This window comes from Glutamicibacter sp. AGC84 (assembly GCF_053543575.1).
In genome coordinates, this window is the sequence record NZ_JBLVOC010000015.1 from 132,512 (window position 1) to 157,628 (window position 25,117).

Genomic DNA, 25,117 nt, shown 5'->3' on the forward strand with positions numbered 1-25,117 from the left:
GTTGTAAGAGGTGTCGTCGGACTCAGCGAAACTCTCTAGAAAAATCACCCGCAGGGCGATTCTGGCTTCCACGCTTGCAATTGGTTCCTCTGTGGCAAACGCCTCGACTATCAGTGACGGCAGGCACGGCTCAGTAAGGAGAGAGCCGGGAGGGGCGATTTGGGATTCCGGTGAAGCGGACCTACTGGCATCGCTTGTTCGCGTCAATGATACCCGAGGTATCCTGAGAAAACATGAGAATGCTTTTCCAGCCGACGAAGTTTCAGAAATTCTGGAATTAACGAATATCGACGGCACCGGGAAATCTTGGTTTGCCGTAACTTTGATTGGCATCTCCAATCAATTGCAAATACTGGATCCGTCGAAAGAGAGTCCGATCTATGTTACTAGTATCCCAGAAGGCCATGATGGTGGAATCGGTTCCATGGCATGGGATCTGTCAAGAAGGCGCTTGTTCATAACTAATGCTAACCATGTCTATAGTTGGAGCCCGAACGAGCCTGACGAGGTTTCCAAGGTAACCAGTATTGAAGAAGCTACGTATCTGTATGGGATCAAAATCGATTCCTCAGGCAGGATTTGGATGGGAGGCTATCCAACTGGGGCCGTCTATAAGTTTGACCCTGTACAGAATAATTGGGAATCTACGGGAAAGTTAGCCTCTGACACGGATTACGCGAGGGAGATTCTTCTCGACCAGTTCGACAATGTATGGGTCGGAACTGGTTCCAAAAACCCGCGGATATTTGTTATTTCTGTGCACAATTTGCATCAGATACAGGAAGTCTTGCTCCCTATCCCCCAAGAAAGCGGATTCGTAACCAGTTTGTACTCATTCGATGTATACATTGTTGTGAGTGTCAGTGGAATTACAGAACAGCTAATTTATAAGCAGCGTACTAGGGAATGGGATCATCGGCTGTCTAGAGTTTGGGCAAAGCGGTATGCATCAAATAGTGTCCGTTTTGGGAATAATGAAGTTTTCTACAGCATTACCGACGGATCACTCTACAAGACGTGTATCAATAATTGGACAGACGTGCGCCTCGGCCGTATTCCCGAAGGTCCAGTGTTGAAGATCATTGCGAATAGCGATGATATTTTATTGGTTTACAAAGTATCCGGAGGTTTGCAATTGATTAGTGTTCACCCAAAAAGCTTGGGCACTAAAGGAATTTCCAACTTTTCACTTATACGCGGGAATTACGCAATTCAGTCCTTACTTGGAAGCTCATCAGGAAAAGTTTATATTGGTGCTTTTATGGGAAAAGGTATTAATTCTATCGATGGTGATACTGGTGAGCGCTGGTCCTCCCCGGATGGGGAGGGGCATATCAATCAAATTGAAGGGATGATTGAAGCAGCAGGGAGAATTTTCATCGGCTCCTACGGATATGCGGACCTGATTAGTGTTGACTTGGCCCACCGGGATGATCCTGAGTCGTACATTCTCCTTGAACGTCTCGATCGAAAATATAATCAATCCCGCCCGTTTGGCTGGGCGGCAAACTCGAAGAGTGTATTTTTTGGTACTGTTCCAGACTATGGTCGTTCGGGGGGTGTCTTTGGCAAGATTTCACTACAAAACAATGAAATAGATTGGGTTTTGGACGGGAACGGCAAGGGGTTCGTTGACTCACACTCTGTTATCGGGCTAGTCGCAGATGAAGAGTTCGTATACGGCACGACGTCAGTTCGGAACGGGTACGGCACGCCGGATACCAATGACCAGGCCAAAGTATTCAAATTCGACATTGTCAACAAGCAAATGTGTTGGATCACGAACCCTGTGGTTGATGCAGGGGCGTTATATTCTCCGAAACTAGTCGGTGGATGGTTGCTTGTCGCAGACATTGAGGGCGTTATTGTCATTGATCCGGATAATGGCGCGATGGTCAGGAAGCATTACTTATCGAATACTGAAAATTCGAATAGACGACCAGGGTGGGCGAGCGCGGACATAGCTGTTAGCGCTGGGGGAAAATTAGTCCATAGCGCCGCGGACGTTACCACTGTCATTGACTTCATGTCTCACACAAAGTCAACTATAGGCAGCCGTGAGAGTCATTGTAAATTTGGTTATCGAATTACTGCGTTACCGGATGGCCGGGTGTTCGGAGTACACAACGATACAAGCTTGGTGGAACTGGATTTGCTACCGAGTCGGTAAAATCCGGTATCCAATTGATGTCCAAGTCGATTTTCTCCAGGTCGCAAGATGGTAAGCATTCAAAGGGTTCTTGGATCCGACAGAAAGGCGACAGATACTATGGAATGCTCAATGTATTAGGCTTGTATTCATGCGCATTGCACGATTTGTAGTAGATAGCGACCCGCTGTACGGCGTCGTCGACGGTAACGATATTCATGTTTTGGCTGGAGATCCATTTTTCCAGGGGGTCAAGACCACTGGTGCTACGCACTCCTTGGATGATGTTCGGTTGGTAGCCCCGATCATCCCTCGCTCAAAGGTCGTGGGCTTCGGTCGCACGTACCGCGAGCACGCCAAGGAACTTGGAAATGAAGTTCCTGCTGAGCCGCTGATGTTCTTGAAGCCGAATACTTCCGTAGTCGGCCATGGAGACCCCGTCACCCTGCCGGCGTTTTCAAATGAAGTTTCCTTCGAAGGCGAACTTGCCGTGGTGATCGGCCGTATTTGCAAGGATGTTCCAGCCGACAAGGCGCAGGACGTGATCTTCGGCTACACCGTAGCAAATGACCTGACCGCCCGCGATGCTCAGCGCACCGATCCGCAGTGGGCTCGTGCCAAGGGCTTTGACGGTTCCTGCCCGCTGGGCCCGTGGATTGAGACCGAGATTGCCGACCCGGATGATCTGGGAATTATCAGTCGCGTCAATGGCGAGGTTCGCCAAGATGGAACTACCAACGACATGATCTGGCCGGTCAACGAATTGGTTGCTCGTGCTTCCGAAGCTTTCACCTTGCTGCCAGGCGATGTCATCATGACCGGCACCCCTGCGGGTGTCGGCCTAGTAAATGCAGGCGACGTTGTAGAAGTGGAAGTCGAAGGTATCGGTTCATTGCGAACCGTCTTCCGTCGCTAGGAACCATTACTGATGTTGTGAGGCTTTCGATCGCTAATGTGATCGGGAGCCTCGCGCTTTAACTGCAAGTTTCTATGCAGAAGGCATAGAATGAAAACATCATGACTGATCTTTCGTTGATTCCCGTTGTTACCGAAGATACCCCGGTACGCGTTCGTTTTTGCCCATCCCCAACTGGTACCCCTCACGTAGGTTTGATCCGTACTGCCCTCTTCAACTGGGCCTACGCGCGTCACACCGGCGGCAAAATGGTCTTCCGCATCGAAGACACCGATGCCAAGCGTGACTCCGAGGAAAGCTACAACCAGCTTTTGGATGCTCTGGCTTGGTTGGGTATCGATTGGGACGAGGGCGTCAACGCGGGCGGTCCGCATGAGCCATACCGCCAGTCGCAGCGTGGTGACATCTACGAGGACGTCATTGCCAAGCTTCGTGCTGCAGGCCATCTGTACGAGTCCTACTCGACCCCAGAAGAAGTTGAAGCACGCCACAAGGCAGCCGGCCGTGACCCGAAGCTGGGCTACGACAACTTCGACCGCGAACTGACCGATGAGCAGAAATCCGCGTTCAAGGCCGAAGGCCGTGAGCCGGTATTGCGTGTTCGCATGCCGGATCACGACATTACCTTCAATGACCTGGTACGTGGCGAGATCACTTTCAAGGCTGGATCCGTTCCCGACTACGTGGTGGTGCGCGCCAACGGCAAGCCGCTGTATACCCTGGTCAACCCAATCGATGATGCGCTGATGGGCATTACCCACGTACTTCGTGGCGAGGATCTGTTGTCCTCGACCCCACGCCAGGTCGTCTTGTATGCGTTGCTGCACGATATCGGCGTTGCCCAGTACATGCCGCGCTTTGGCCACCTGCCCTACGTTATGGGACAGGGCAACAAGAAGCTCTCCAAGCGTGATCCAGAATCCAGCGTATTCCTTCACCGCGACAATGGTTTCATCCCGGAAGGCCTGCTGAACTATCTCGCGCTGCTTGGCTGGTCGCTGAGCGCTGATGAAGATATCTTCTCGCGTGAACAGCTGGTAGAAGCCTTTGATGTAACGGACGTACTGTCCAATCCTGCCCGCTTCGATGTGAAGAAGGCAGAAGCAATCAACGGCACCCACGTGCGCATGCTCGAGGCGCAGGATTTCCGTGATCGTTTGGTTCCTTACCTGAAGGCCGCTGGCCTGGTGGGCGAAGAGTTGACTGAACGTGAAAACGTCATCTTGGACCAGGCTGCGCCACTGGTGCAGGAACGTATTGCCCTGTTGGGTGAAGCGACCGACATGCTTGAATTCCTCTTCAAGTCTGATGACGAAATTGTCATTGACGAGAAAGCGCTCAAGGGAATGCCGGCAAATTTGGTGGAGGTTGTCGATGCTACTGTCCAGGGCCTCGAAACCCTTGCCGAATGGAACGCCGAAACCATCCAGGCAGCACTGCGCACGAAGCTTGTGGACGAACTGGAACTGAAGCCTCGTCAGGCATTCGGACCAGCCCGCGTTGCTATCTCCGGAAAGCGCGTATCTCCACCGCTCTTCGAGTCCATGGAAATTCTTGGACGCGAGTCGAGCCTCAAGCGTTTGCGTGCATTTGGTGAATCCCGCTAGCTATTCGCCGAAAGCCCGCTGAAAAGCACTTTGAACGCCTCGGATGGTTCCAGTCCTGTGACTGATCCTGTCCGAGGCGTTCGCTTTGATGTTGATGACGCGCTCGTAGATTTGCAAACGTCCGAAATCCGCGGTTTCTCGTCCATGTCGGAGCCGGAATGGCGGCTGCTTTTGCGGTTGAGGGTGATTAAGCCCGGGAGAGGTGCATCGCAGGCAAGCTCGCGTTTATGGAAAAGCGAGCAGTGCGGTTGCTGCGTGTGTACAGTTTGGCAGGATTAACCGCGCCCAGCGGATAAGCTTATACGCCTTGGATCGCTGGTTACGATATCACCGGTGCTCCTAAACCCCATTTTTGCCCCGTTCCTTGGCCGGTACGCTGAATTAGAGGGTCTGCCGGCACAAGCGCTTTGCATAGGGGATGACCCTGTTGGTGGCTATCAAAGTGCCGTTGATGTGGGACTCCAGTATTTTCTCACGGACAGTGCCTCACTTCACAAGAATTTCTCTGGTTGGCTAGTGGAGGTTTTCGGATCTCTGACAGCTGTTCTTTGCTGATTTTCCGCGGATTCTGCGTGGGGTACCGGTCGCGAGGCTCGATTTGTGTACTGAACATTAGGCCGGTATAGTTTTATCTCGTGCTACGGCAGTGGCCGGAATAAAGCTCAGCTGAATTCCGGAAAGGCCAAGTCACAGTGGGATATGGTGTAATTGGCAACACAACGGTTTCTGGTTCCGTCATTCTAGGTTCGAGTCCTGGTATCCCAGCGCTTCACCAAAGAGATTTGGTGAGCTGAAGATTTATCTTCAGCATACGGCCCCATCGTATAGCGGCCTAGTACTCCGCCCTCTCACGGCGGCAACACGGGTTCGAATCCCGTTGGGGTCACCACAGTAAAACCGCGGAAAATTCCGCGGTTTTTGCGTTTCCCAGACAAAATCTGCATCAGGCTCGCGGGTTTCCCTGTTGGCATGAGGCAAGATAGTTCTCATGGAGTCGAATTCAGATCTGGCTAAGAGCTCAGGGCAGGAAACTCCCTCGCAAACCGAAATTGGCAGTGATTCCGCGGCGCGTTTGAGCGAGCTCCAGAAGCTGCTCGAAGAGCTTTCCTTTGTAAATGGCCAGTCACGAGAAGCCTCTGCCTTCGAAGAACTGCGCAACAAGGCATTGCATCAAATCTCGGACTACCTGATTCCACGAGTTTCGAATCTCGGCGCACCACTACTGGTGGTCGTCGGTGGCTCCACGGGCTCGGGCAAATCGACTCTGGTCAATTCCCTCCTGGGGGAACCCGTCAGCCTCTCCGGCGCTGTGCGTCCGACCACGCGGACTCCGGTCTTGGCTTTCAACCCTGTTGACCAATCCTTCTTTGAATCTGAACGGATTCTTCCCGAACTTAAACGCGTAGCCGGCGGTGGCTTCAATGCCGATGCCGGAGCAGCCAGTAATCACGCGCTGTTGATGACGCCCCGTGAGCAGGTACCACGAGGTTTGGCCATCCTCGATGCCCCGGATATCGACTCGGTTTCCGACGAGAACAGGGAATTGGCGGGCCAGCTTCTGAACGCAGCAGATCTGTGGATTTTTGTCACCACAGCCAATAGATACGCCGATGCTCTTCCTTGGGATATGCTCACCGAAGCCGGCGCACGGAAAATTACCGTCTGCGTCGTCTTGAACAGGGTGCCACCTGGAGCCGAAGACGATATTGTTCCGGATTTGAAACGCCTGTTAAGCGAGAAGAAACTGGATCCATCGTTGCTGCATGTCCTGAACGAGACGCAACTGGATGACCAGAAATTGATTCCAAGTGAGCACGTGGAACCCTTGCTCGCGTGGCTGAACTCACTGGCAGCAGATTCCGCTAAACGGCAGCAGATTGCGGCCCAAACGCTTGATGGCGCGTTGCGGCGCACCACCGCAGATGTCAGTGAGCTAATCGCTGAACTGCAAGAGCAGGAAAAACAGCTCGGTGAATTGCGAGCCCTTACCAATGAGCGCTTTGAGCAATCATTGGCCAGAATCAACGATTCGCTCAATGACGGCTCATTGCTGCGTGGCGAAATCCTGGCCCGGTGGCAGGACTTCGTAGGAGCGGGCGAGCTGCTGCGCGGAATCGAAGGCGCCATTGGACGGATGAGGGATCGAGTTGGCGCATTCCTGACTGGAAAACCGCCAGCGACCCATCGTGTTGAACAAGCCATCGAATCAGGCCTGCACATGGTCTTCATTGCCGAGGCAACCAAGGCCTGCCATGACGTTGACAGATCTTGGAAGAACACGCCATTTGGCCAAGCGCTACGCTCTAATCTGCAATCGCCGCGCCCGCCACAGGATCTCAATGAGCAAGCTTCGGAAAGCATCCGGCTTTGGCAAAAAGATGTCTTGGACATGATTCGCCAGGAGGGCGCCGGGAAGCGCAAGACCGCCCGCATGGCGGCATTTGGAGTCAACGGGGTGGCAGTCATCCTGATGGTCGTGGTCTTTGCGTCAACAGCGGGCCTCACCGGTCTGGAAATCGGTATTGCCGGCGGCTCCGCATTGGTAGGGCAGAAACTGCTGGAAGCAATTTTTGGCGAGGATGCGGTACGTCGCATGGCCACCAAATCCCGCAAGATGCTTGACGCCCGGGCACGGGATCTACTGGATAGGACCTCGTCGATCTACCTGGACGAGCTAGCTGCAAAATCGCAGCCGGAGCTTGCCGATCGATTGGGCAAGATTACCTCAGCCTTGAGCAGCAAAGGGGCTCACTAATGTCCGAGCGCAAGATTCTCAGAGCAGTCAGCGGTCTCAACTCGCAAATCAACAGCATCGTGGAAGCGATGCAGCTTGCAGAACCATATCTGGAACCAGAAACCATCGATCTAGCCGCGGACGTTATCACGCGTGCTGAATCCCGGCGCCAGCTTTCATCCGAACATGTGGTTGTAGGACTTTTCGGTGCCACGGGCAGCGGAAAATCAACGATGTTCAACGCTTTGGTCGGAGAGCAGCTGGCCGACACGGGTGTCATCCGCCCGACTACTACTGATACTGTCGCTGCAATCTGGGAACCAGAAGGATCAAGCGAACTACTGGACTGGCTGGAAGTGACTACTCGTCACGCCATGGGCGATCAGGACAGCCGGGCGCAATCTGGAAAGAAAAAGAAGTTCGACTCCGGTCTCTTGCTGTTGGACCTACCCGACATGGATTCCACGGCAGTCGATCACCATAAGATTGCTGCTCGTTTGGTGGGCCAGGTGGATTATTTGGTATGGGTGCTTGATCCGCAGAAATACGCCGACGCGTCAATACACCATGGATATCTCAATTCCTTGCGCAGCCAGCAGGGGAACCTGCTGATCGTCCTGAACCAGATCGACAAGATTGCAGAACACGAACGCAAGCAAGTTGTCGATTCCTTGCGCGGCATCTTGGCAACGTCCGGCTTGGAGAACCTTCCCATCGTTTGCGCCTCTGCTGCCACGGGTGAAGGGGTCGCAGATGTGCATGCCAAGATTGCGGCCGCGGCGAAAAACAAGGCACTTTCCACACGTCGACTCCGCGCAGATGTTGATCAAGTCATCCACCGCCTCAGTGAGGAACTCCAGGTGGAGAAGGTGCGCCTGCCTAGCCAGCTGCACCAAGCGGAGCTGGAGCGTGTGATCGCAAAAGCGCACGGCGCCCAGTACATTGCTGATGCAGTGGAGACCTCCTACCTGCTTCGGGGTGCTTCGCGAACAGGATGGCCTTTGACCACGTGGCTGGTGAAGCTGCGCAACGATCCGCTGAAGCGGATGAATCTCGGGCGCCGGCATGAAGACCCGGAATTGTCCTTGACTTCGCGTCCAGAGCTTTCTGTCGCGGAGACTGCGGCTATCGAACATGGCATCGACCAGTACGTTTCCGAGGCTTCCAATGAACTTCCGGAAAGCTGGAAAGAGCCACTGCGTGAAAAGGTGCACGCGAATACGGAGGTACTAGATGACGGTATCGATGCGGCAATAGCAGGCACGCCGCTAGGTGTTGAACGGTCATCGTGGTGGTGGCCGGTAGTTAAAGTCATCCAATGGGTGGCACTTGTTGCGGCCTTGGGCGGCGCCTTGTGGCTCGCGGGCTATCCGGTGGCTGGATACTTCCAATTCGACCTGCCGCAGGCTCCGCGGGTCGAAGGAATCGCTGTGCCGACGCTGCTGGTTTTCATAGGAATACTGCTGGGTATTGTCCTTGGCTTGGCTTGCTCGTTTGTCAACCGAATAGTCGCTAAAGTTAAGCGTAGGAAAGCGTTGAAGAACATTGAACGCTCGGTATCCCACTTGGTCAGGCAGGCCGTGATTGATCCTGTTGACCAGCATTTGGACACCTTCAATAGTTATTCAGCATTGATCACCTCAGCAGCCAAGAAAGCCGATTAGAACTCTGTGACTACAAACCAACCAAACGTCGATGCAACGGTAGGTGACCTTGGGGAACAAGGCATCCTGGACGCGATGTTGCCGCTGCTTGATTCAGAACAAGCAAGTCTCGGGCCCGGCGATGACGCAGGCGCGCTGCGCGTGCGCGGAACGGAAGTTCTCGTCTCCGTGGATACCCTGGTTGAGAATCAAGATTTTCGGTTGATCTGGCCCAGCGGGCTAGAGCACAGAGCCTATGACATCGGGTGGAAATCCATTGCACAGAATGTTTCGGACATTAATGCAATGGGCGGTCAAGCTACTGGCGCCGTGATTTCTTTGTCCCTCCCGAAGGACACTTCCTTGGAATGGGTCAGGGACTTCAGCCGCGGCGTTGCCGAGGCTATACAGGGACTTGGCGCACAGGAACTTACAATTCTCGGGGGAGACCTCGGGAAGTCCCAAGAAATTTCCGTTACCACTACAGTTCTGGGCGAATGCGAGCATGGCAAGGTCCTGAGGAGCGGAGTCCAAGTTGGCGACCGCATTGCCGTGGCTGGACGTGTCGGTGCTGCTGGGGCAGGGCTTTCCGTCCTGGAACATGATCGCAACGAACAAGGCTGGAGCCGGGCGGTGCGCCGGCTGGTCCAGGCGCAGTGCCGTCCCGTGCCACCGTTGGAATCCGGCCCGCGTGCCGCGGAATCGGGTGCTACAGCCATGATGGACATATCTGATGGGCTGATCCGTGACGCTGGTCGCTTGGCCAAAGCCAGCCATGTGAATCTCGAGTTAGAGTCTTCCGCGCTGCAGGATTATGCAGTTCGCTTGGAAGCCGCGTCAGAACTGACCGGCACCGATCCCATGTCGTGGGTATTGTATGGCGGCGAAGATTTTGGACTCCTTGCTGCCTTCCCAGCGGGAATTGAAATCCCAGAGGAATTCACCGTAATTGGTGCTGCCAAGCCGGCTAATGGCCGCCGCGCAGTAGTGAAACTTGATGGCAAGGTCGCAAAGCCTGAGACAGGCTTTGACCACTTCGGCTAGCTGCTCCGAACGCGCTTCATGAGCTGGCTACGCGCGGTCATTCTGGATGCGCAGCAGTTCGGAAAGCTCGTGGGCGGCGCTAGTCACGGCTTCGTGGTGAATTTTCCCTGGCTGGCGCGTGAGCCGTTCAATCGGGCCGGATAAGGACAGCGCCGCGATGACTCGTCCGGATTGCCCTCGAACTGGTGCTGATACGGAAGCGACACCCGGCTCGCGTTCTCCCAGCGACTGGGCCCAACCACGTCGACGGACCCCAGCCAGAATTGTCGGCGTGAAGCGCGCGTGATGCAATCCGTCGACCATGCGTTCATTGTCTTCCCAGGCGAGCAGAATCTGGGCTGCCGAGCCGGCTTTCATGGACAGCTGGGTTCCAACAGGGATGGTGTCACGCAGGCCGATTGGACGCTCAGCACTGGCGATGCAGACACGATAATCGCCCTGCTTGCGGAAAATCTGCGTGCTTTCACCGGTGAGGTCGCGAAGCTTGATGAGCACGGGGCCCGCTGCGCTGACCAATCGGTCTTCGCCAGCGGCGCTGGCGAGTTCCACCAGACGGTTCCCCAACTCAAAGCGGCCGTGCATGTCGCGTCCAACCAGTCCATGGTGAACCAGCGATTGGGCAATACGGTGCACCGTAGGACGCGAAATTTCGGTGAGTTCCACCAGCTGGGATAGGGAAGTGGGTCCATTCTCCAATGCATTGAGAATGGCTGCTGCCTTGTCCAGTACGCCTACGCCGCTGCCTGTTGTCATGGTTCCAGTATCACGTCTCAGTATTTGAGATTCAAGTCCGCATACTGGAAAAGTCGATCTATGAAGTGTCAAAGTTGGAGTATCAAATGTTCGTAGCTTGAGGAGTGTGTCGCATGTCCGCCATGCAGTCGCCCCAGACATTGGCAGAAAAAGTCTGGAATGCACATGTTGTGCGCCGAGGAGAAGGCGAAGGCGAAGCTCGCCAGCCGGATTTGATCTACATTGATCTCCACCTGCTGCACGAGGTGACCTCGCCGCAGGCCTTCGAGGGCCTGCGCCTGGCTGGCCGTCCGCTGCGTCGTCCGGACCTGACGATTGCGACCGAAGACCACAACACTCCCACGCTGGATATTGACAAGCCCATTGCCGACCTGACCAGCCGCACCCAGATCCACACCCTGCGGGATAACTGCAAGGAATTCGGTGTCCGCCTGCACTCCTTGGGCGACAAGGAGCAGGGCATCGTTCACGTGGTAGGTCCGCAGCTGGGTCTGACCCAGCCGGGCATGACTGTGGTCTGCGGTGATTCGCATACCTCGACCCATGGCGCCTTCGGCGCCCTGGCTTTGGGCATCGGCACCTCGGAAGTCGAGCATGTAATGGCCACCCAGTCGCTGAGCTTGAAGCCATTCAAGACCATGGCGATTAACGTCGAAGGCACCTTGAAGCCTGGTGTTACCTCCAAGGACATCATCTTGGCGGTCATCGCCAAGATCGGTACCGGTGGCGGCCAGGGGTACGTGCTGGAGTACCGTGGTTCTGCGATTCGCTCGCTGTCCATGGATGCCCGCATGACCATCTGCAACATGTCCATCGAGGCTGGCGCCCGCGCCGGCATGATCGCTCCGGACGAGACCACCTTCGAATACGTCAAGGGACGCCCGCACGCACCGGCAGGCGAAGACTGGGACGCTGCCGTCGAGGACTGGAAGCAGCTGCACACCGATGAAGGCGCGCGCTTTGACGCTGAAGTCTTCTTGAATGCAGATGAACTTGAACCATTTGTCACCTGGGGCACCAATCCCGGCCAGGGTGTCTCGCTGTCTGAGAATGTGCCTTCTCCAGAAGACTTCGAAGACGAGAATGATCGCAAGGCCTGCGAGCGTGCCTTGAACTACATGGGTCTGACCGGCGGCACTCCGCTGAAGGACATCCGCGTGGATACCGTCTTCCTGGGGTCCTGCACCAACTCCCGCATGGAGGACCTGCGTGCAGCTGCTCAGGTCATCAAGGGCAAGGAAAAGGATCCTGATGTCCGCATGATCGTGGTGCCCGGCTCGGCGCGAGTTCGGCTGGAAGCCGAAGCAGAAGGCCTGGACCAGATTTTCAAGGATTTCGGTGCTGAATGGCGCTTTGCAGGTTGCTCCATGTGCCTGGGCATGAACCCGGACCAGCTGGCCGAGGGGGAGCGCTGCGCGTCCACCTCCAACCGCAACTTCGAAGGACGCCAGGGCAAGGGCGGACGTACCCACCTGGTGTCGCCACTGGTGGCCGCGGCTACCGCAATCCGTGGAACCCTCTCGTCGCCTAGCGACCTCGTCAACGCACCGGCTTCGGTCTAGGAAGGATCACCGTCATGGAAAAGATTGTCAGCCACACCGGTATTGGTGTTCCACTGCGCCAGAGCAATGTGGACACGGACCAGATTATTCCTGCCGTTTACCTCAAGCGCATCACCCGCACCGGATTCGAGGATGCGTTGTTCGCGGGTTGGCGACGGGATGAGAACTTCATCCTGAACCAGGAACCTTTCAATACCGGCTCCGTGCTGGTGGCAGGTCCCGACTTCGGCACCGGTTCTTCGCGCGAGCACGCTGTCTGGGCGTTGAAGGATTACGGATTCAAGGCTGTGATCTCCGCTCGGTTTGCCGATATTTTCCGTGGCAACTCGGGCAAGCAGGGACTGGTTGCTGCTGAAGTTGCCCAGAGCGATATTGAATTGATCTGGAAGGAACTGGAGAACAATCCAGGCACCACGGTCACCGTTGACCTGGAATCGCGTACGGTCCAGTGCGGTTCCATCTCGGCACCGTTCCAGATTGACGACTACACCCGCTGGCGCTTGATGGAAGGCCTGGACGATATCGGCCTGACCTTGCAGCATGAGGAAGATATCACCGCATACGAAGCCAAGCGTCCTGCGCATAAGCCGCAGACTTTGCCGGCACGAACCGCAGGCTAAGCACCGAGTTCAAAGTAATTGGAATGGTCCGCTCCGCCCTGACGTTGTTAGGGGTGAGCGGATTATTGCATTCCTGATGGAATGAATTTCGGCAGAGCATAATAGGTCTGTCTGAAAGCATGCTCACAATGTGTGCGCCACGAGATGATCTGGGCATACTGGCAGGTACAGAGGCGGTATGCTTACTTAGTCCTGCCAGTTCGAAAGCCTAGAAGCTTCGGCGGGCGATAACGACTACGCGATGAGGTAATTCATACATGGGTAAGATCCTGACGATCCATGGTGGTGTCCCGCTCAAGGGCACCGTACGAGTCGGCGGAGCAAAGAACCTAGTGCCAAAAGCCATGGTCGCGGCTCTGCTTGGCGATACCCCTTCGGTATTGCGCAACGTACCGGAGATCAAAGATGTAGCTGTCGTGCGCAGCCTCCTTGAAATCCACGGTGTCAAGGTTGACCAGGACCCCGAAACCGGCGATCTGACCATGGACCCTACCCAGGTCAAGACCGCCTCGAACCAGGCGATCGATGCCCATGCCGGTGACTCGCGTATCCCTATTCTTTTCTGCGGACCATTGATCCACGCCCTGGGCGAAGCGTTCATCCCGGATCTGGGTGGCTGCCGCATCGGCGACCGCCCGATTGACTTCCACCTGGAAGTCCTGCGCGACTTTGGAGCGATCGTTGACAAGGCAGCCGATGGCATCCGCATCTCGGCCCCTAATGGGCTGACCGGCGCCAAGGTTGAACTGCAATACCCAAGTGTTGGCACCACCGAACAGGTCCTGCTCTCGGCCGTTCGAGCCAAGGGCGTCACCGAAGTCAGCAACGCGGCCATTGAGCCAGAAATCCTTGACCTGATCTCGCTGCTGCAGAAGATGGGCGCCATCATCTCCGTGCACCGCGACCGCGTGATCCGCATCCAAGGTGTCGAGAAGCTTACGGGCTTCGACCACTCCGCGTTGCCTGATCGCAACGAAGCCGCATCATGGGCCTCTGCAGCGCTGGTCACCAAGGGCGATATTTTCGTCCAGGACGCGACCCAGCGTGATTTGACAGCTTTCCTGCACGTCTACCGCCAAATCGGTGGTGAATTCGACGTCAAGTCCGACGGCATTCGCTTCTATCACCCAGGTGGAGACCTTAATCCACTGATCCTGGAAACCGACGTCCACCCGGGCTTCATGACTGACTGGCAGCAGCCGCTGGTAGTGGCCCTGACCCAGGCCAAGGGCGTATCAGTCATTCACGAGACCGTGTATGAGAACCGCTTCGGATTCACCGATGCGCTGGTTCGCATGGGTTCCACCGTCCAGGTTCACACCGACTGCCTCGGATCCACCCCTTGCCGCTTCGGGCAGCGCAACTTCAAGCATTCTGCTGTAGTCGTTGGCCCAGCGAAGCTGACCGGTGCCGACATCGATGTTCCTGATCTTCGTGGCGGTTTCTCCCATTTGATCGCTGCTCTGGCTGCCGAAGGCACCAGCAAGGTCACCGGCATTGAGATCATCAACCGAGGCTACGAGCACTTCATGGAGAAGCTGCAGGCCCTGGGCGCAAATGTCGAGCTGAGCAACTAAAGGGGATCCGATTCGTGGTAAAGATTCTGGCCCCTGGCGAATCTGCTAAGACTAAACGGGTTTTCTCGCTATTGGCGGGCATTGTCCGTTCTGCCATGAACGGTTTGATCGGCAAAACGTGGAAGGGCTTCGAAACCCTCCCTCCGGGCGGGTACATCCTCTGCCCCAATCACCTGACCGAGATTGATCCGCTGGTTGTCGGCCATGCTATTTACAGCAATGGCCGGCTGCCACGCTGGCTGGCCAAGGAATCCTTGTTCAAGATCCCAGTGCTCGGATGGATGCTGCGCGAGACCGGACAGGTTCCTGTGTCACGCAGCGCATCCAATGCTGGCGAATCGCTGGCCGCGGCCCGAAAAGTCTTGGACGCCGGCGGGGTCATAGTCATTTACCCGGAAGGGACGCTGACCCGCGACCCTGCTCTGTGGCCAATGGTAGGACGAACCGGTGCCGCACGTTTGGCCCTGCAGACTGGCGCACCAGTGGTACCGATGGCTCACTGGGGCGACCAGGAACTGCTGCCGCGCTATTCCAAGAAAATGTATCCGTTCCCGCGAAAGCACGTCACGGTGTCAGTTGGCCAGCCAGTGGATCTTGATGACTTGCGTGATGGCCCGCGGACTCGGGCAGTGCTGCAAGAAGCCACCGATCGCATCATGGACGCGATCACCGCACTGACCGCAGAACTGCGCCAAGAAGAAGCACCAGCTGCGCGTTGGGATCCCAGCAAGCATGGCCAGTCGAAGACTGGACGCAATTTCGATACCCCGGATAACTAATTACCTTGATCAACATCTTCCAGAGGACTGACATTGACTAAGCCGCTACCACGCAAAATCGCCGTCATGGGCGCTGGCAGCTGGGGGACAACCTTCGCCAAGGTGCTTGCTGATTCCGTTGCAGACAAGGGCATCGACGTTCAGATTTGGGCCCGTCGCGAAGACGCCGCCAACGAAATCAATGAACGCCACACCAACTCACGCTACCTGCGCGAAACCAAGCTTCCGGCCAACATCACGGCATCATCGGATCCAAAGACCGTTCTCAAAGACGCTGACCTTGTCGTCTTGGCGATTCCAGCTCAGTCGTTGCGCGAGGAATTGGCGAAGTTCAAAGAATTCTTTGAACCCGGTGCGGTCTTGCTTTCACTGATGAAGGGTCTTGAACGCGGGACCGATCTGCGCATGAGCCAGGTCATCGCCGAAGTCACCGGGTTGCCTGCAAAGCAGATCGCTGTGCTGTCCGGACCAAACCTGGCAATGGAAATCGCACGCGAGCAGCCAACGGCTTCGGTCGTGGCCTGCACCGATTCTGATATTGCGCAGTGGATTGCTGAACTGTGTTCCGCTGCATACTTCCGTCCTTACACTAATGACGATGTCTTGGGTGTTGAGCTTGGCGGAATCGTCAAGAACATCATCGCCCTTGCCGTTGGCATGTGCGATGGCATGGGAATGGGCGATAATACCAAGTCCACTGTCATCACGCGCGGCTTGGCTGAAACCACTCGCTTGGTCCTCGCCCTGGGCGGCCGTTTGGATACCCTGGCAGGTCTTTCTGGCCTAGGCGACCTTGTGGCTACCTGTTCTTCCTCGCTCTCCCGTAACAACACTGCAGGACGCCTGCTTGGCCAGGGGCTCTTCTTGGAAGAGGTCAATGACCGCATGTCGCAGACTGCGGAAGGCATCAAATCAGCACGTGCCGTATTCGACCTGTCCCAGGCCCATCACGTGGAAATGCCAATCACCGAAGCGGTGGTCATGGTCCTGGAGGGAACCTTGAGCGTTGAAAATATGGCTGCACGCCTGTTGTCGCGTGAATTGAAATCTGAAGGAGAACGTCACTAATGACTGAACGCAAGCTCCGCGTCCTCTTGCTCTTCGGTGGCCGTTCCTCAGAGCACTCCGTTTCCTGCGTTACTGCGGCCGGCGTCATGCACGCTATCGACCGCGAGCGTTTCGAAATTGTTCCGGTGGGCATCACCCGCGACGGCGGTTGGACCCTGCTGGACGAGGATCCAGAAGGCTGGGCACTGAATACTGGCAAGCTGCCAGAAATTTCCTCGGTGGATCATCCGGTGCATCTTTCCACCGACGCGCAGAAGACAACATTGCTGTCCTACTCGGACTCCACGGTGGCAGATCTGGGCGAGATCGACGTGGTCTTCCCGTTGCTTCATGGTCCGTTCGGCGAGGATGGATCAATTCAGGGCATGCTGGAAATGGCTGGCGCTTCTTACGTTGGCTCCGGTATTGCAGCCAGTGCGATGGGCATGGACAAGCATTTCATGAAGGTTGTCTTCGAAGGGGCAGGCTTCAAGGTAGGCCCATACGAAGTCATCACCAACAAGCAGTGGCTGCGCAACAGCGAAGCTGCCATGAAGCGTTGCGAAGACCTGCAGTACCCGTTGTTCGTCAAGCCGGCCCGTGCAGGATCCTCGGTAGGCATCACCAAGGTAGACGAGCCTTCGGGGCTTCGTGCCGCTATTGAAATTGCCCGTGCTGAAGATCCCAAGGTGATCATCGAGCAGGGGATCGTTGGCCGTGAAATCGAATGCGGTGTTCTTGAAGGCCGCGGCTGCGAACCTTCGCGTGCCTCATTGCCAGGCGAAATCGCGGTGGCAGATAATGAGCACACTTTCTATGATTTTGAAGCGAAATATGTTGATGGCGCCGCCGCCGAGCTCAGCTGCCCAGCAGATCTGAGCGAAGAAGCCACGCGCGAGATCCGCGAACTTGCGGTCAAAGCCTTCGACGCTATCGATGCAGAAGGCCTATCTCGAGTTGATTTCTTCTACACTCCCGAAGGGGAGTGGATCATCAATGAAATCAACACCATGCCCGGCTTCACGCCGTCAAGCATGTACCCGCAAATGTGGGCCAGAACGGGAATTGAGTACCGTGAACTTATTGATGAGCTGATTGGGCTGGCTACCGACCGGAATATCGGTTTGCGCTAATCCGGGAATAGCCGTTAAAGCGTGAGGGTGTGTTGAAAAATCAACACACCCTCACGTTTTGCTTGTAGGCGATCCGCTTACAAGCTCACTGACTTGTCAACACTAACGCACTTTTTGGAAGCCGGGATCTTCTGGGCTGCATCCGACAGCGTGGCCAGCACGGTACTTGACGGGATGACGTTAGGATCCAAGACGACTTCGGTCGCCGGCGTCCGGCCGTAAGTAGTCAAGGTCCAGATACCTGATTCTTCATCCTCATTCGCTACCCAGTCGACGTCATTCACGGATACGCAGGGGTCAGTAGTGGGTCCTGGAACTTCGACACCGCAACGCAAGACAACTTTTGACGGGTCGCCCCAGGCCGAGGTTGCCTGCGAGGTTGTTGAACGACGCTCGGCATCATCGATGGCTTCGGGCAGGACAACCATCATTTCCGCACAAAGCGGGTTGGCTGCGTCCTGGGCAGCGTCCACGGAAGCAACTGACGCGCAGCCTGCAAGTACTGGTAGTAATAAAGTACCGCTCATCACCAATGCCGAAGTTTGAGCAAGTTTTCGGTTAAGTTTTGGTGACAGTCGGGCTTTCAAGCTGATTTTAGACACGTTATAAGACTACATCGGCACTCTGAAAGATAGGATGTACAGAGTTGAAACTGTGAAAGGTAGCAAATGTCCTTTGAAGAGCACTCAGCGCGACCGCGCAAAAAGAAAAAGCGCACCGGGCGAGCCATCGTCCTAAGCGTGCTTGCCCTCGTCATGGTCGCGGCGCTTGTTGCCGCCGGTTACCTTTGGAACCTTGGCAGAACTTTCGACTCTGAAAGCCAGACCATTACGGATGCCTTCCCTGCGGAAGAAACTCGTCCTGAAGTCAATGACGAGTCCAAGGACGCCGTCAACATCCTGCTGCTCGGAAGCGATACTCGCGCAACTCGTGAGGCGGATGAGGACAGTGAAGACTTTGGTACCCTGCCTAACGGTGGCCGCTCAGACACCATGATGCTGGTTCATATTCCTGCAGACCGCGAGAATGTGTTTGTCACCTCCGTCATGCGCGACACCTGGCTTGATATTCCGGGCGTAGGCACTGCCAAGATCAACCGCGCTTTTGCCAGCGGTGGAGTGCCCAAAGCAGTCGAAACTCTTGAGGGGCTCTTTGGTGTTCGCATTAACCACGTCGCGTCCGTCGATTTCGAAGGATTCAAGGGTCTAACCGATGCAGTGGGCGGAGTTACCGTCAATAATCCGCGCGGCTTCAAGCAGTCGATTGTTAATGGCATGTACTTCCCAGAGGGTGTTCAAACTCTGGACGGTGAACAGGCACTGGCGTTTGTCCGTGAACGCAAGTCCTTCCCAGGCAGCGACTACGAGCGCGTCAAGAACCAGCAGCTTTTCGTCAAGGCTTTGCTTGGTCAGTTGATGTCCAAGGAAACCCTGACCAACCCGGGTAAGGTTTCTGAAGTTGTTTCTCAAATTGCACCGTTCATTGCAGTTGATGAAACTCTGGATTCTGGCAAGGTTGCCTCTTACGCTTCCTCCATGCTGAACCTGCGTTCGAGCGATATGGAATTCTTCACCCTTCCTAACAAGGGTCCGGGACGTTCTGCCGACGGACAGTCAATTGTCATTCCGGATATGGAAGTGATTGAGAAGTTTGGCAAGGCACTGCAAGAAGACAAGATGGCAGAGTTCGTAGAAACTACTGACCTGTCACGATAACTCCACTGAAGGACCAACTTTCCATGACTCCCCAAAAACTCGATACCTCGGTGCGTGCCATCAGAGAATGGCTCGCACGGAGTGTCAAGAGTCTCGGGAACCATTCTGACCGGCTCAATGCCATCAACGTTTTCCCGGTAGCAGACGGAGATACGGGCAGTAACCTGTATCTGACTGCACGGGCAGGTCACGATGCAGTGAGTAAACTGGAAAGCGACGACATCGGTGGCTTCTTAGAAGTTGCCGCGCGCGCGTCAATGGAATCGGCGCGCGGCAACTCTGGAACCCTGTTGGCTGTATTTCTCAGCGGCCTGAGTGAACCGTGGGTCGGTTACGAGCGGCTTACCGCGCCGCTGCTAGCCCTTGGGCTTGAACGTGCCAAGGTGCGCTCCTGGTCAGCACTGAGTGAACCGGTCGAAGGCACCATGCTCTCCGTGATCAACGCCATCGCGTTGGCCGCAGGCTCAACCCTTGCTCACTTGAAGTGCGATTTAGAGAGCCGTGCAGCATTGGACACGGTATTGACCCAGATGAGCCAAGCGGCTCGATTGGCAGTGAAGGGAACTGAAACAGAGCTCCCGTCCCTCGTTGAAGCCGGTGTAGTAGATGCGGGCGCGGTGGGCATGCTGATCATCATCGATGAATTTTGCGCTGCTATTCGAAGCGACGCCACTGATTTTGAGTCCTACGAGAAATTCCATGGCTATCAGGTCCAGGATCCGCATGTTCATCTGAACAATGACACTGAAACCGGCGTCGAAGTCATGTGCACTGTATCCCTGGATGCATTAGGCGCCGCTACGCTGCGCGGTCAGCTAGATGCCCTGGGCAAGTCCGTGATCATGTCCCCGGTAAACCAGCTTGAAGAAGACACTTATCGTTGGCGCGTACATGTGCATGTTCCGGAGTCTGAAAAAGCCTTGGACCTGATCAAGAAATACGGTGACCCAGTGAATATCAGCGTCACCGATCTGTGCACCCACGATGGCTGAAACAACGCTGACCTCGTTTGAGAATGCAGAACTCTCAACGTTCCTCGGAAATAAGAACGCCACCGCGCTGGAAAAGGCATTCGGCTACAGCACAGTGGGGGAGTTCCTCTGGCATTTTCCGCGGCGCTATGTCGAAGTAGGCGAACTTACGCCCATTTCAGAGCTTCCCTTTGACGAGCACGTCACCGTTGTAGCCCAGGTGGTCAACGTTAGCCAGCGACAGATGCACTCGCGTCGCGGTTTCATTTTTGAAGTGACCGTTAGCGATGAGCTAAGTGCAGGTGGCCAAGAGCTGAAGATGACCTTCTTCAATGGTTATCAAGCCCGAACCGACCTGGATGTTGGAACTATTGCAATGTTCAGCGGCAAGGTTGGCTGGTATCAGGACCACCTCCAGCTGAGCCAGCCCGAATACGCGATCCTGGATGAGGCATCACAAGCCGATCCGCGCCCTATCCCGATCTATCCGGCTTCGGCGAAGATGCCGAATAAGCGCATCAGGGATTTGATGGCGTTGTTGATGGAACGATTCACAGATCAGAATCTTCCTGAATTTCTTCCAGCAGACCTCCTACGCACCCATCATTACCCAGTACGCCATCAAGCGTTCTTGGATCGACATTTCCCCAAAGAAATCAAGCACGCTTACGTGGCTCGACAGCGCTTTGCCTTTGAAGAAGCCTTCATGCTGCAGCTGGCATTAGGGGAACGCGGTCGCCAGCTGGGAGCGCAGAAAGCTATCGCGCGTCCACAGGTGCCAGGACGACTGGCCGACAAATTCGATGCCATCCTGCCGTTTACCCTCACTGAAGACCAGCTCCTTGTCGGGGATCAAATCTCTGCCGATCTGGCACAGCCACATCCGATGCATCGATTGCTGCAGGGGGAGGTAGGTTCCGGCAAGACCATTGTCGCGCTACGCGCCATCTTGCAGGTGATCGATGCCGGAGGACAAGCAGCGCTCCTAGCGCCGACAGAAGTCCTGGCCGCACAGCACTATGCGTCTATCAAGAAGATGCTTGGCAACCTCGCAGAACCCGGATTGTTCGGCGAAGGCGAAGGAACTGGAGTCGCGCTCCTGACAGGTTCGGCAAAAACTGCACAGCGTCGTGAAGCTCTATTAGGTATTGCCAGCGGTGAAACAGGACTGGTTATTGGTACGCATGCCCTGTTGGGCGATCAGGTGCAATTTGCTGGACTTGGCCTAGTCGTCGTGGACGAGCAACATCGTTTTGGCGTTGAACAGCGCGACGCCTTGCGGGCTAAGGCGGCCGGCTCGGTTCCGCATACCCTGGTCATGACTGCTACGCCGATCCCGAGAACCGTCGCTATGACCGTGTTCGGCGATTTGGACACGTCGACAATCAAGCGCCTGCCCGCGGGGCGCGCACCGATCCAAACGCATATTGTGCCCATGCAGCTGACCGGTTTCCGCGACAGGTTGTTCTCAAGGGTCATTGAGGAAGTGGAAAAGGGCCACCAAGTCTATGTGGTGTGTCCAAGAATTTCGGACACGACAGCGGAACAAGGCGTACTCCTAGCGACCTATGAAGATTCTGCCGGACAAACCATGAGCGTCGAAGCCATGCAGGAGTTGCTGGGTGGGATGCCTGAATTTGCTGGGATACGTACCGAAGCGTTGCACTCGCAACTGGATGCAGCAGACAAGCAAGAAACCATGGATTCCTTTGCACGTGGCGAAATTGACGTGCTGATTTCTACGACTGTCATTGAAGTCGGTGTTGACGTTCATAATGCGACGTTGATGGTGATCATGGATGCTGAGCGCTTTGGCATCTCGCAGCTCCACCAGCTACGTGGCCGCGTAGGCCGTGGCGGATTTCCCGGGACGTGCCTTATGACCACATGGTTGGACGCGGACCATCCGTCGGTTGGACGTTTGAAGACGATCGAGTCAACAATCGATGGCTTTGAGCTAGCCGAAGCAGACCTGGCGGAACGCAAAGAAGGAAATATCCTCGGCGTTCAGCAATCGGGCAGCCGGTCGTCGTTGAGGGAACTGAGCATCATCAAGGATCGCTCGCTCATTGAGCGGGCTAGAACTGATGCGGGTCTCTTACTTGCCGATGGCAACTGGGGACGTCATCACCCCGGGCTCCTAGTGGCGGCCGGGAGTTGGCTTGATGATTCCACCAAAGAATATTTGAATAAGAACTGATTGAAGGTAGATCTAGGCAATGAGCCGAATTATCGCTGGAGCCGCCGGCGGGCGTCCACTGAAGTCCGTACCTGGTGATGCAACACGCCCTACAACGGACCGGGTCAAAGAGGCTCTCTTCTCCCGTTTGGAAAGCTGGGATATCCTAACCGGTGCACGAGTGCTGGATCTCTTTGCAGGATCAGGGTCGCTAGGCGTCGAGACAGCCAGCCGCGGGGCGCGGCAGGTTGTTCTTGTAGAAAAGGCGCCCAAAGCGGTCTCTGTTTGCCAGCAAAATGCGGCACTGGTGAATAAGGTTTTGAAGACCGATACCGTGACGGTTCAGCGCGGGAGTGTTGATAGCGTCCTCGATGGGTATTACAACGAGGTTTCGGGAGTGCCCAGCAAGACTTTTGACGTTGTCTTGCTGGATCCTCCTTACCCGCTGACTGAAGAAGAACTAGCTGTCACGCTCGAGAAGATATCCAGAATCCTAGCTGAAGATGCCACCGTGATCGTCGAGCGTTCCGGTCGTTCACCCGAACCAACATGGCCGAGCGCCATGGAGAAGTTCGCCGACAAGAAATACGGCGAAACGCACCTATGGTTTGCAGAACCCATCTAGATCCATCGAATGGCGAACCTCTGACGGATATGGTCCGGCTGCCTGGCATTCGAGTATTTGATCGGCCCGGAATCGTTGGCGGGACGCTGTCAATATCAAGTTCCCGGGGAAGCGCTTGGTAAACATTTCCGGACTTGAACTCAGCATCACGAATTCAAAGCTGGAACCTGCTGCCTCAACTTGAGAACAGGTGAAATCCAAGGGAGGATCATCGCCAATGTTCACGAACAGCAATCCGTCATTGGCCAACGAATTCTTGAGTTCTGCATAGTAGCCGTCGGTGGTTAGGTGTTCAGGTGCGTCCGGCCCAGAGAAGATATCCAGTACGATGACGTCAAATTTTTCATCGATCAGTTGTTCAGCAAGCACGCTCCTTGCATCGGCAACAATTGGAGACAGGTCGCAGCCTTGAGGCAAAGGCAGATGCGTGAGAACGAAATCAAGAAGTTCCCGCTCAATGTCTACAGCTACGTGAGTACTCGAGGGATAAACCACACTCGCCCAGCGAGCCAGGGTCAAGGCGCCTGCGCCGAGATGCAGCATCTTCATTGGACGCTCTTCTGGGCGCAGGACCTTCAGATGATTGGCAATGCGTGCAAGATATTCGTAAAAGACTTCTTCCGGATGCGAAAGATTGACATGCGACTGGGGTGCGCCGCCGATGGCGAGTATTTTTGACCCGGGGACCAAGTCATCGTCGTAAATCGTGGCGTGTTCCTGTACGAAACCAAGCCACCGTTTAGCCGGCTTTCGTGTCAATTGGAGAGCACCTCTGGCAGGCGCTGCAATCGCTGAACCGCATCGGAAATCACGTCAGGCTTTTTGCAGAAGGCGAAGCGCAGCAGACCCTGATAATCACTTCGGTTTTCGGGATGGACAAAGGCCGACATCGGTATCGCCGCGACGCCGAGCCGCTCGGGCATCATTCGGGCTACTTCAGCAGCATCATTCAATTCAAAGCCACGTACATCAGCAACCAAGAAGTAGGTACCCTTCGGGCGAATTACCGGGATGCCAGCTGTTTCCAGGCCTGATGCGAGAATTTCTCCCGACTGTCCGAGATCGGCGGCGAAGCGCTCGAAGAAGGCGTCTGGAAGTTGCAGTGCTTGCGCTACGGCAGGTTGGAAAGCTGGGCCCGAGGAGTAGGTCAGGAACTGTTTCACTGTACGGACAGCAGTGATCAGTTGGCGAGGACCGGTTGCCCAGCCTATTTTCCAGCCGGTAAAGGAGAAGGACTTGCCCGCTGAAGAAATGGTGATGGTACGTTCTGATCCACCGGGCAAGCTCGCGATGGGAACATGTCGCACACCGAAAGTCAGATGTTCATAGACTTCATCGGCGATGATGATGCAGTCGTGCTGATGTGCCAGGGCAATGATTTCTTGGAGCACTGAATCATCTAATACGGTGCCAGTTGGATTATGGGGATTGTTCACGAGGATTACCCGCGTCTGGTCAGTGACCGTACGCCGAAGTTCATCCAAATCTGGTTCGAAATTCGGAGCCTTGAGCTGAACGACCTTATGCACAGTGTTGGTCAACCCAATCATGGCTGCATAGGAATCGTAATAAGGCTCAAAGGTCACAACTTCATCGCCAGGTTCCAGGAAAGCCAGCAGAGATGCAGCGATGGCTTCGGTTGCGCCTGTGGAAACAACGACCTCGGACTCGGGATCAAGGATCAGCGAATAGAACCGCTCCTGGTGCGCAGCGATAGCTTCGCGGAGGTTCAGCGTCCCTGAACCTGGTGCGTATTGGTTAGCGCCATTCTGTATTGCGTCCATGGCAATTTGCTTGATTTCTGGTGGACCCTCGGAATCGGGGAACCCCTGGCCTAGATTGATGGCCTTGTGATGATTCGCTAATGCGGTGATTTCTTCAAAGATCGTCACTCCGGGCTGCCCCGTGGAATCTAGGAGGTTGGCACCATATGCGGTTCGCTGCCATGGAGTGAATTCAATGCTCATGAGTCCATTATCGTCTTGTACAGAGGATCAAGTGTATTAAGTCATCGAATCTTTACGAGACATTCACACCAGATCGCTAATTTGACATGAGTTCTT

Annotated in this window: 20 protein-coding genes and 2 tRNA genes; 18 read left to right on the plus strand and 4 right to left on the minus strand. The window is 55.3% G+C overall.

Going from position 1 to position 25,117, the window contains the following annotated elements:
- The first annotated feature begins 10 nt into the window (after positions 1 to 10).
- The 8 genes from ACNPN0_RS09400 to thiL all read left to right on the plus strand — a co-directional run bounded on the left by ACNPN0_RS09400 (position 11) and on the right by thiL (position 10,093).
- A complete protein-coding gene (locus tag ACNPN0_RS09400; RefSeq protein ID WP_448937825.1) occupies positions 11 to 2,170 on the plus strand; it encodes a hypothetical protein in 2,160 nt (719 codons plus the stop codon).
- 130 nt (positions 2,171 to 2,300) lie between these two features.
- Positions 2,301 to 3,065 (plus strand): fumarylacetoacetate hydrolase family protein, encoded by a 765-nt coding sequence (locus ACNPN0_RS09405; protein WP_448937824.1) that lies wholly within the window; start codon positions 2,301 to 2,303, stop codon positions 3,063 to 3,065.
- Between the two features lie 101 nt (positions 3,066 to 3,166).
- Positions 3,167 to 4,672 (plus strand): glutamate--tRNA ligase, encoded by a 1,506-nt coding sequence (gene gltX / locus ACNPN0_RS09410; RefSeq protein ID WP_448937823.1) that lies wholly within the window; start codon positions 3,167 to 3,169, stop codon positions 4,670 to 4,672.
- Positions 4,673 to 5,365: 693 nt separating this feature from the next.
- A tRNA-Gln gene (locus ACNPN0_RS09415) sits at positions 5,366 to 5,437 on the plus strand.
- Between the two features lie 48 nt (positions 5,438 to 5,485).
- Positions 5,486 to 5,561: transfer RNA gene (locus tag ACNPN0_RS09420), tRNA-Glu, on the plus strand.
- Positions 5,562 to 5,660: 99 nt separating this feature from the next.
- A complete protein-coding gene (locus ACNPN0_RS09425) occupies positions 5,661 to 7,427 on the plus strand; it encodes a dynamin family protein (RefSeq protein ID WP_448937822.1) in 1,767 nt (588 codons plus the stop codon).
- Positions 7,427 to 9,070, plus strand: a complete 1,644-nt coding sequence (locus ACNPN0_RS09430) for a GTPase (RefSeq protein WP_448937821.1) — start codon at positions 7,427 to 7,429, stop codon at positions 9,068 to 9,070. The genes ACNPN0_RS09425 and ACNPN0_RS09430 overlap by 1 nt, the downstream gene beginning before the upstream one ends.
- A gap of 6 nt (positions 9,071 to 9,076) precedes the next feature.
- Positions 9,077 to 10,093 (plus strand): thiamine-phosphate kinase, encoded by a 1,017-nt coding sequence (gene thiL, locus ACNPN0_RS09435; protein WP_448937820.1) that lies wholly within the window; start codon positions 9,077 to 9,079, stop codon positions 10,091 to 10,093.
- A 27-nt stretch (positions 10,094 to 10,120) separates the two neighbouring features.
- Here thiL and ACNPN0_RS09440 read toward each other — a convergent pair whose 3' ends face one another.
- Complete coding sequence (locus ACNPN0_RS09440) at positions 10,121 to 10,846, minus strand: IclR family transcriptional regulator (RefSeq protein WP_105659150.1); 726 nt, start codon at positions 10,844 to 10,846, stop codon at positions 10,121 to 10,123.
- A 122-nt stretch (positions 10,847 to 10,968) separates the two neighbouring features.
- On the opposite strand from ACNPN0_RS09440, the gene leuC reads away from it, so the two are divergent.
- The 6 genes from leuC (at position 10,969) to ACNPN0_RS09470 (ending at position 17,564) form a co-directional block, all read left to right on the plus strand.
- On the plus strand, positions 10,969 to 12,408 hold the full coding sequence (gene leuC, locus ACNPN0_RS09445) for a 3-isopropylmalate dehydratase large subunit (RefSeq protein WP_041649644.1): 1,440 nt from the start codon (positions 10,969 to 10,971) through the stop codon (positions 12,406 to 12,408).
- Positions 12,409 to 12,422: 14 nt separating this feature from the next.
- Positions 12,423 to 13,028 carry a 3-isopropylmalate dehydratase small subunit gene (gene leuD / locus ACNPN0_RS09450; RefSeq protein ID WP_013348787.1) on the plus strand — a complete coding sequence of 202 codons (606 nt, stop codon included), beginning with the start codon at positions 12,423 to 12,425 and terminating at the stop codon, positions 13,026 to 13,028.
- Between the two features lie 257 nt (positions 13,029 to 13,285).
- Positions 13,286 to 14,605 carry a UDP-N-acetylglucosamine 1-carboxyvinyltransferase gene (gene murA, locus ACNPN0_RS09455; RefSeq protein ID WP_332503888.1) on the plus strand — a complete coding sequence of 440 codons (1,320 nt, stop codon included), beginning with the start codon at positions 13,286 to 13,288 and terminating at the stop codon, positions 14,603 to 14,605.
- A 95-nt stretch (positions 14,606 to 14,700) separates the two neighbouring features.
- Positions 14,701 to 15,384 carry a lysophospholipid acyltransferase family protein gene (locus ACNPN0_RS09460; RefSeq protein WP_448937819.1) on the plus strand — a complete coding sequence of 228 codons (684 nt, stop codon included), beginning with the start codon at positions 14,701 to 14,703 and terminating at the stop codon, positions 15,382 to 15,384.
- Positions 15,385 to 15,417: 33 nt separating this feature from the next.
- Positions 15,418 to 16,452, plus strand: coding sequence for an NAD(P)H-dependent glycerol-3-phosphate dehydrogenase (locus ACNPN0_RS09465; protein ID WP_448937818.1), 1,035 nt, complete (start codon positions 15,418 to 15,420; stop codon positions 16,450 to 16,452).
- A complete protein-coding gene (locus ACNPN0_RS09470) occupies positions 16,452 to 17,564 on the plus strand; it encodes a D-alanine--D-alanine ligase family protein (RefSeq protein WP_448937817.1) in 1,113 nt (370 codons plus the stop codon). The genes ACNPN0_RS09465 and ACNPN0_RS09470 overlap by 1 nt, the downstream gene beginning before the upstream one ends.
- Before the next feature lie 77 nt (positions 17,565 to 17,641).
- Here ACNPN0_RS09470 and ACNPN0_RS09475 read toward each other — a convergent pair whose 3' ends face one another.
- Positions 17,642 to 18,091 (minus strand): DUF3515 domain-containing protein, encoded by a 450-nt coding sequence (locus ACNPN0_RS09475; RefSeq protein ID WP_448937906.1) that lies wholly within the window; start codon positions 18,089 to 18,091, stop codon positions 17,642 to 17,644.
- A gap of 141 nt (positions 18,092 to 18,232) precedes the next feature.
- Here ACNPN0_RS09475 and ACNPN0_RS09480 point away from each other — a divergent pair, with 141 nt between their 5' ends.
- Genes ACNPN0_RS09480 through rsmD form a run of 4 tightly spaced genes read left to right on the plus strand, consistent with a single transcriptional unit; the run spans position 18,233 to position 23,054 of the window.
- A complete protein-coding gene (locus tag ACNPN0_RS09480; RefSeq protein ID WP_134780355.1) occupies positions 18,233 to 19,279 on the plus strand; it encodes an LCP family protein in 1,047 nt (348 codons plus the stop codon).
- 23 nt (positions 19,280 to 19,302) lie between these two features.
- Positions 19,303 to 20,271 (plus strand): DAK2 domain-containing protein, encoded by a 969-nt coding sequence (locus ACNPN0_RS09485; RefSeq protein ID WP_448937816.1) that lies wholly within the window; start codon positions 19,303 to 19,305, stop codon positions 20,269 to 20,271.
- Positions 20,264 to 22,450, plus strand: a complete 2,187-nt coding sequence (locus ACNPN0_RS09490; RefSeq protein ID WP_448937815.1) for an ATP-dependent DNA helicase RecG — start codon at positions 20,264 to 20,266, stop codon at positions 22,448 to 22,450. The genes ACNPN0_RS09485 and ACNPN0_RS09490 overlap by 8 nt, the downstream gene beginning before the upstream one ends.
- Before the next feature lie 19 nt (positions 22,451 to 22,469).
- The gene (gene rsmD, locus ACNPN0_RS09495; RefSeq protein ID WP_448937814.1) at positions 22,470 to 23,054 is read left to right on the plus strand and encodes a 16S rRNA (guanine(966)-N(2))-methyltransferase RsmD; all 585 of its coding nucleotides are present in this window, start codon (positions 22,470 to 22,472) and stop codon (positions 23,052 to 23,054) included.
- Here the strand turns inward: rsmD and ACNPN0_RS09500 are convergent.
- Positions 23,031 to 23,813: a spermidine synthase gene (locus ACNPN0_RS09500; RefSeq protein ID WP_448937813.1), complete on the minus strand. Its 783-nt coding sequence runs from the start codon at positions 23,811 to 23,813 to the stop codon at positions 23,031 to 23,033. The two genes, rsmD and ACNPN0_RS09500, sit on opposite strands and share 24 nt — an antisense overlap.
- On the minus strand, positions 23,810 to 25,021 hold the full coding sequence (locus tag ACNPN0_RS09505; RefSeq protein ID WP_448937812.1) for an aminotransferase class I/II-fold pyridoxal phosphate-dependent enzyme: 1,212 nt from the start codon (positions 25,019 to 25,021) through the stop codon (positions 23,810 to 23,812). The genes ACNPN0_RS09500 and ACNPN0_RS09505 overlap by 4 nt, the downstream gene beginning before the upstream one ends.
- Positions 25,022 to 25,117: the final 96 nt, after the last annotated feature.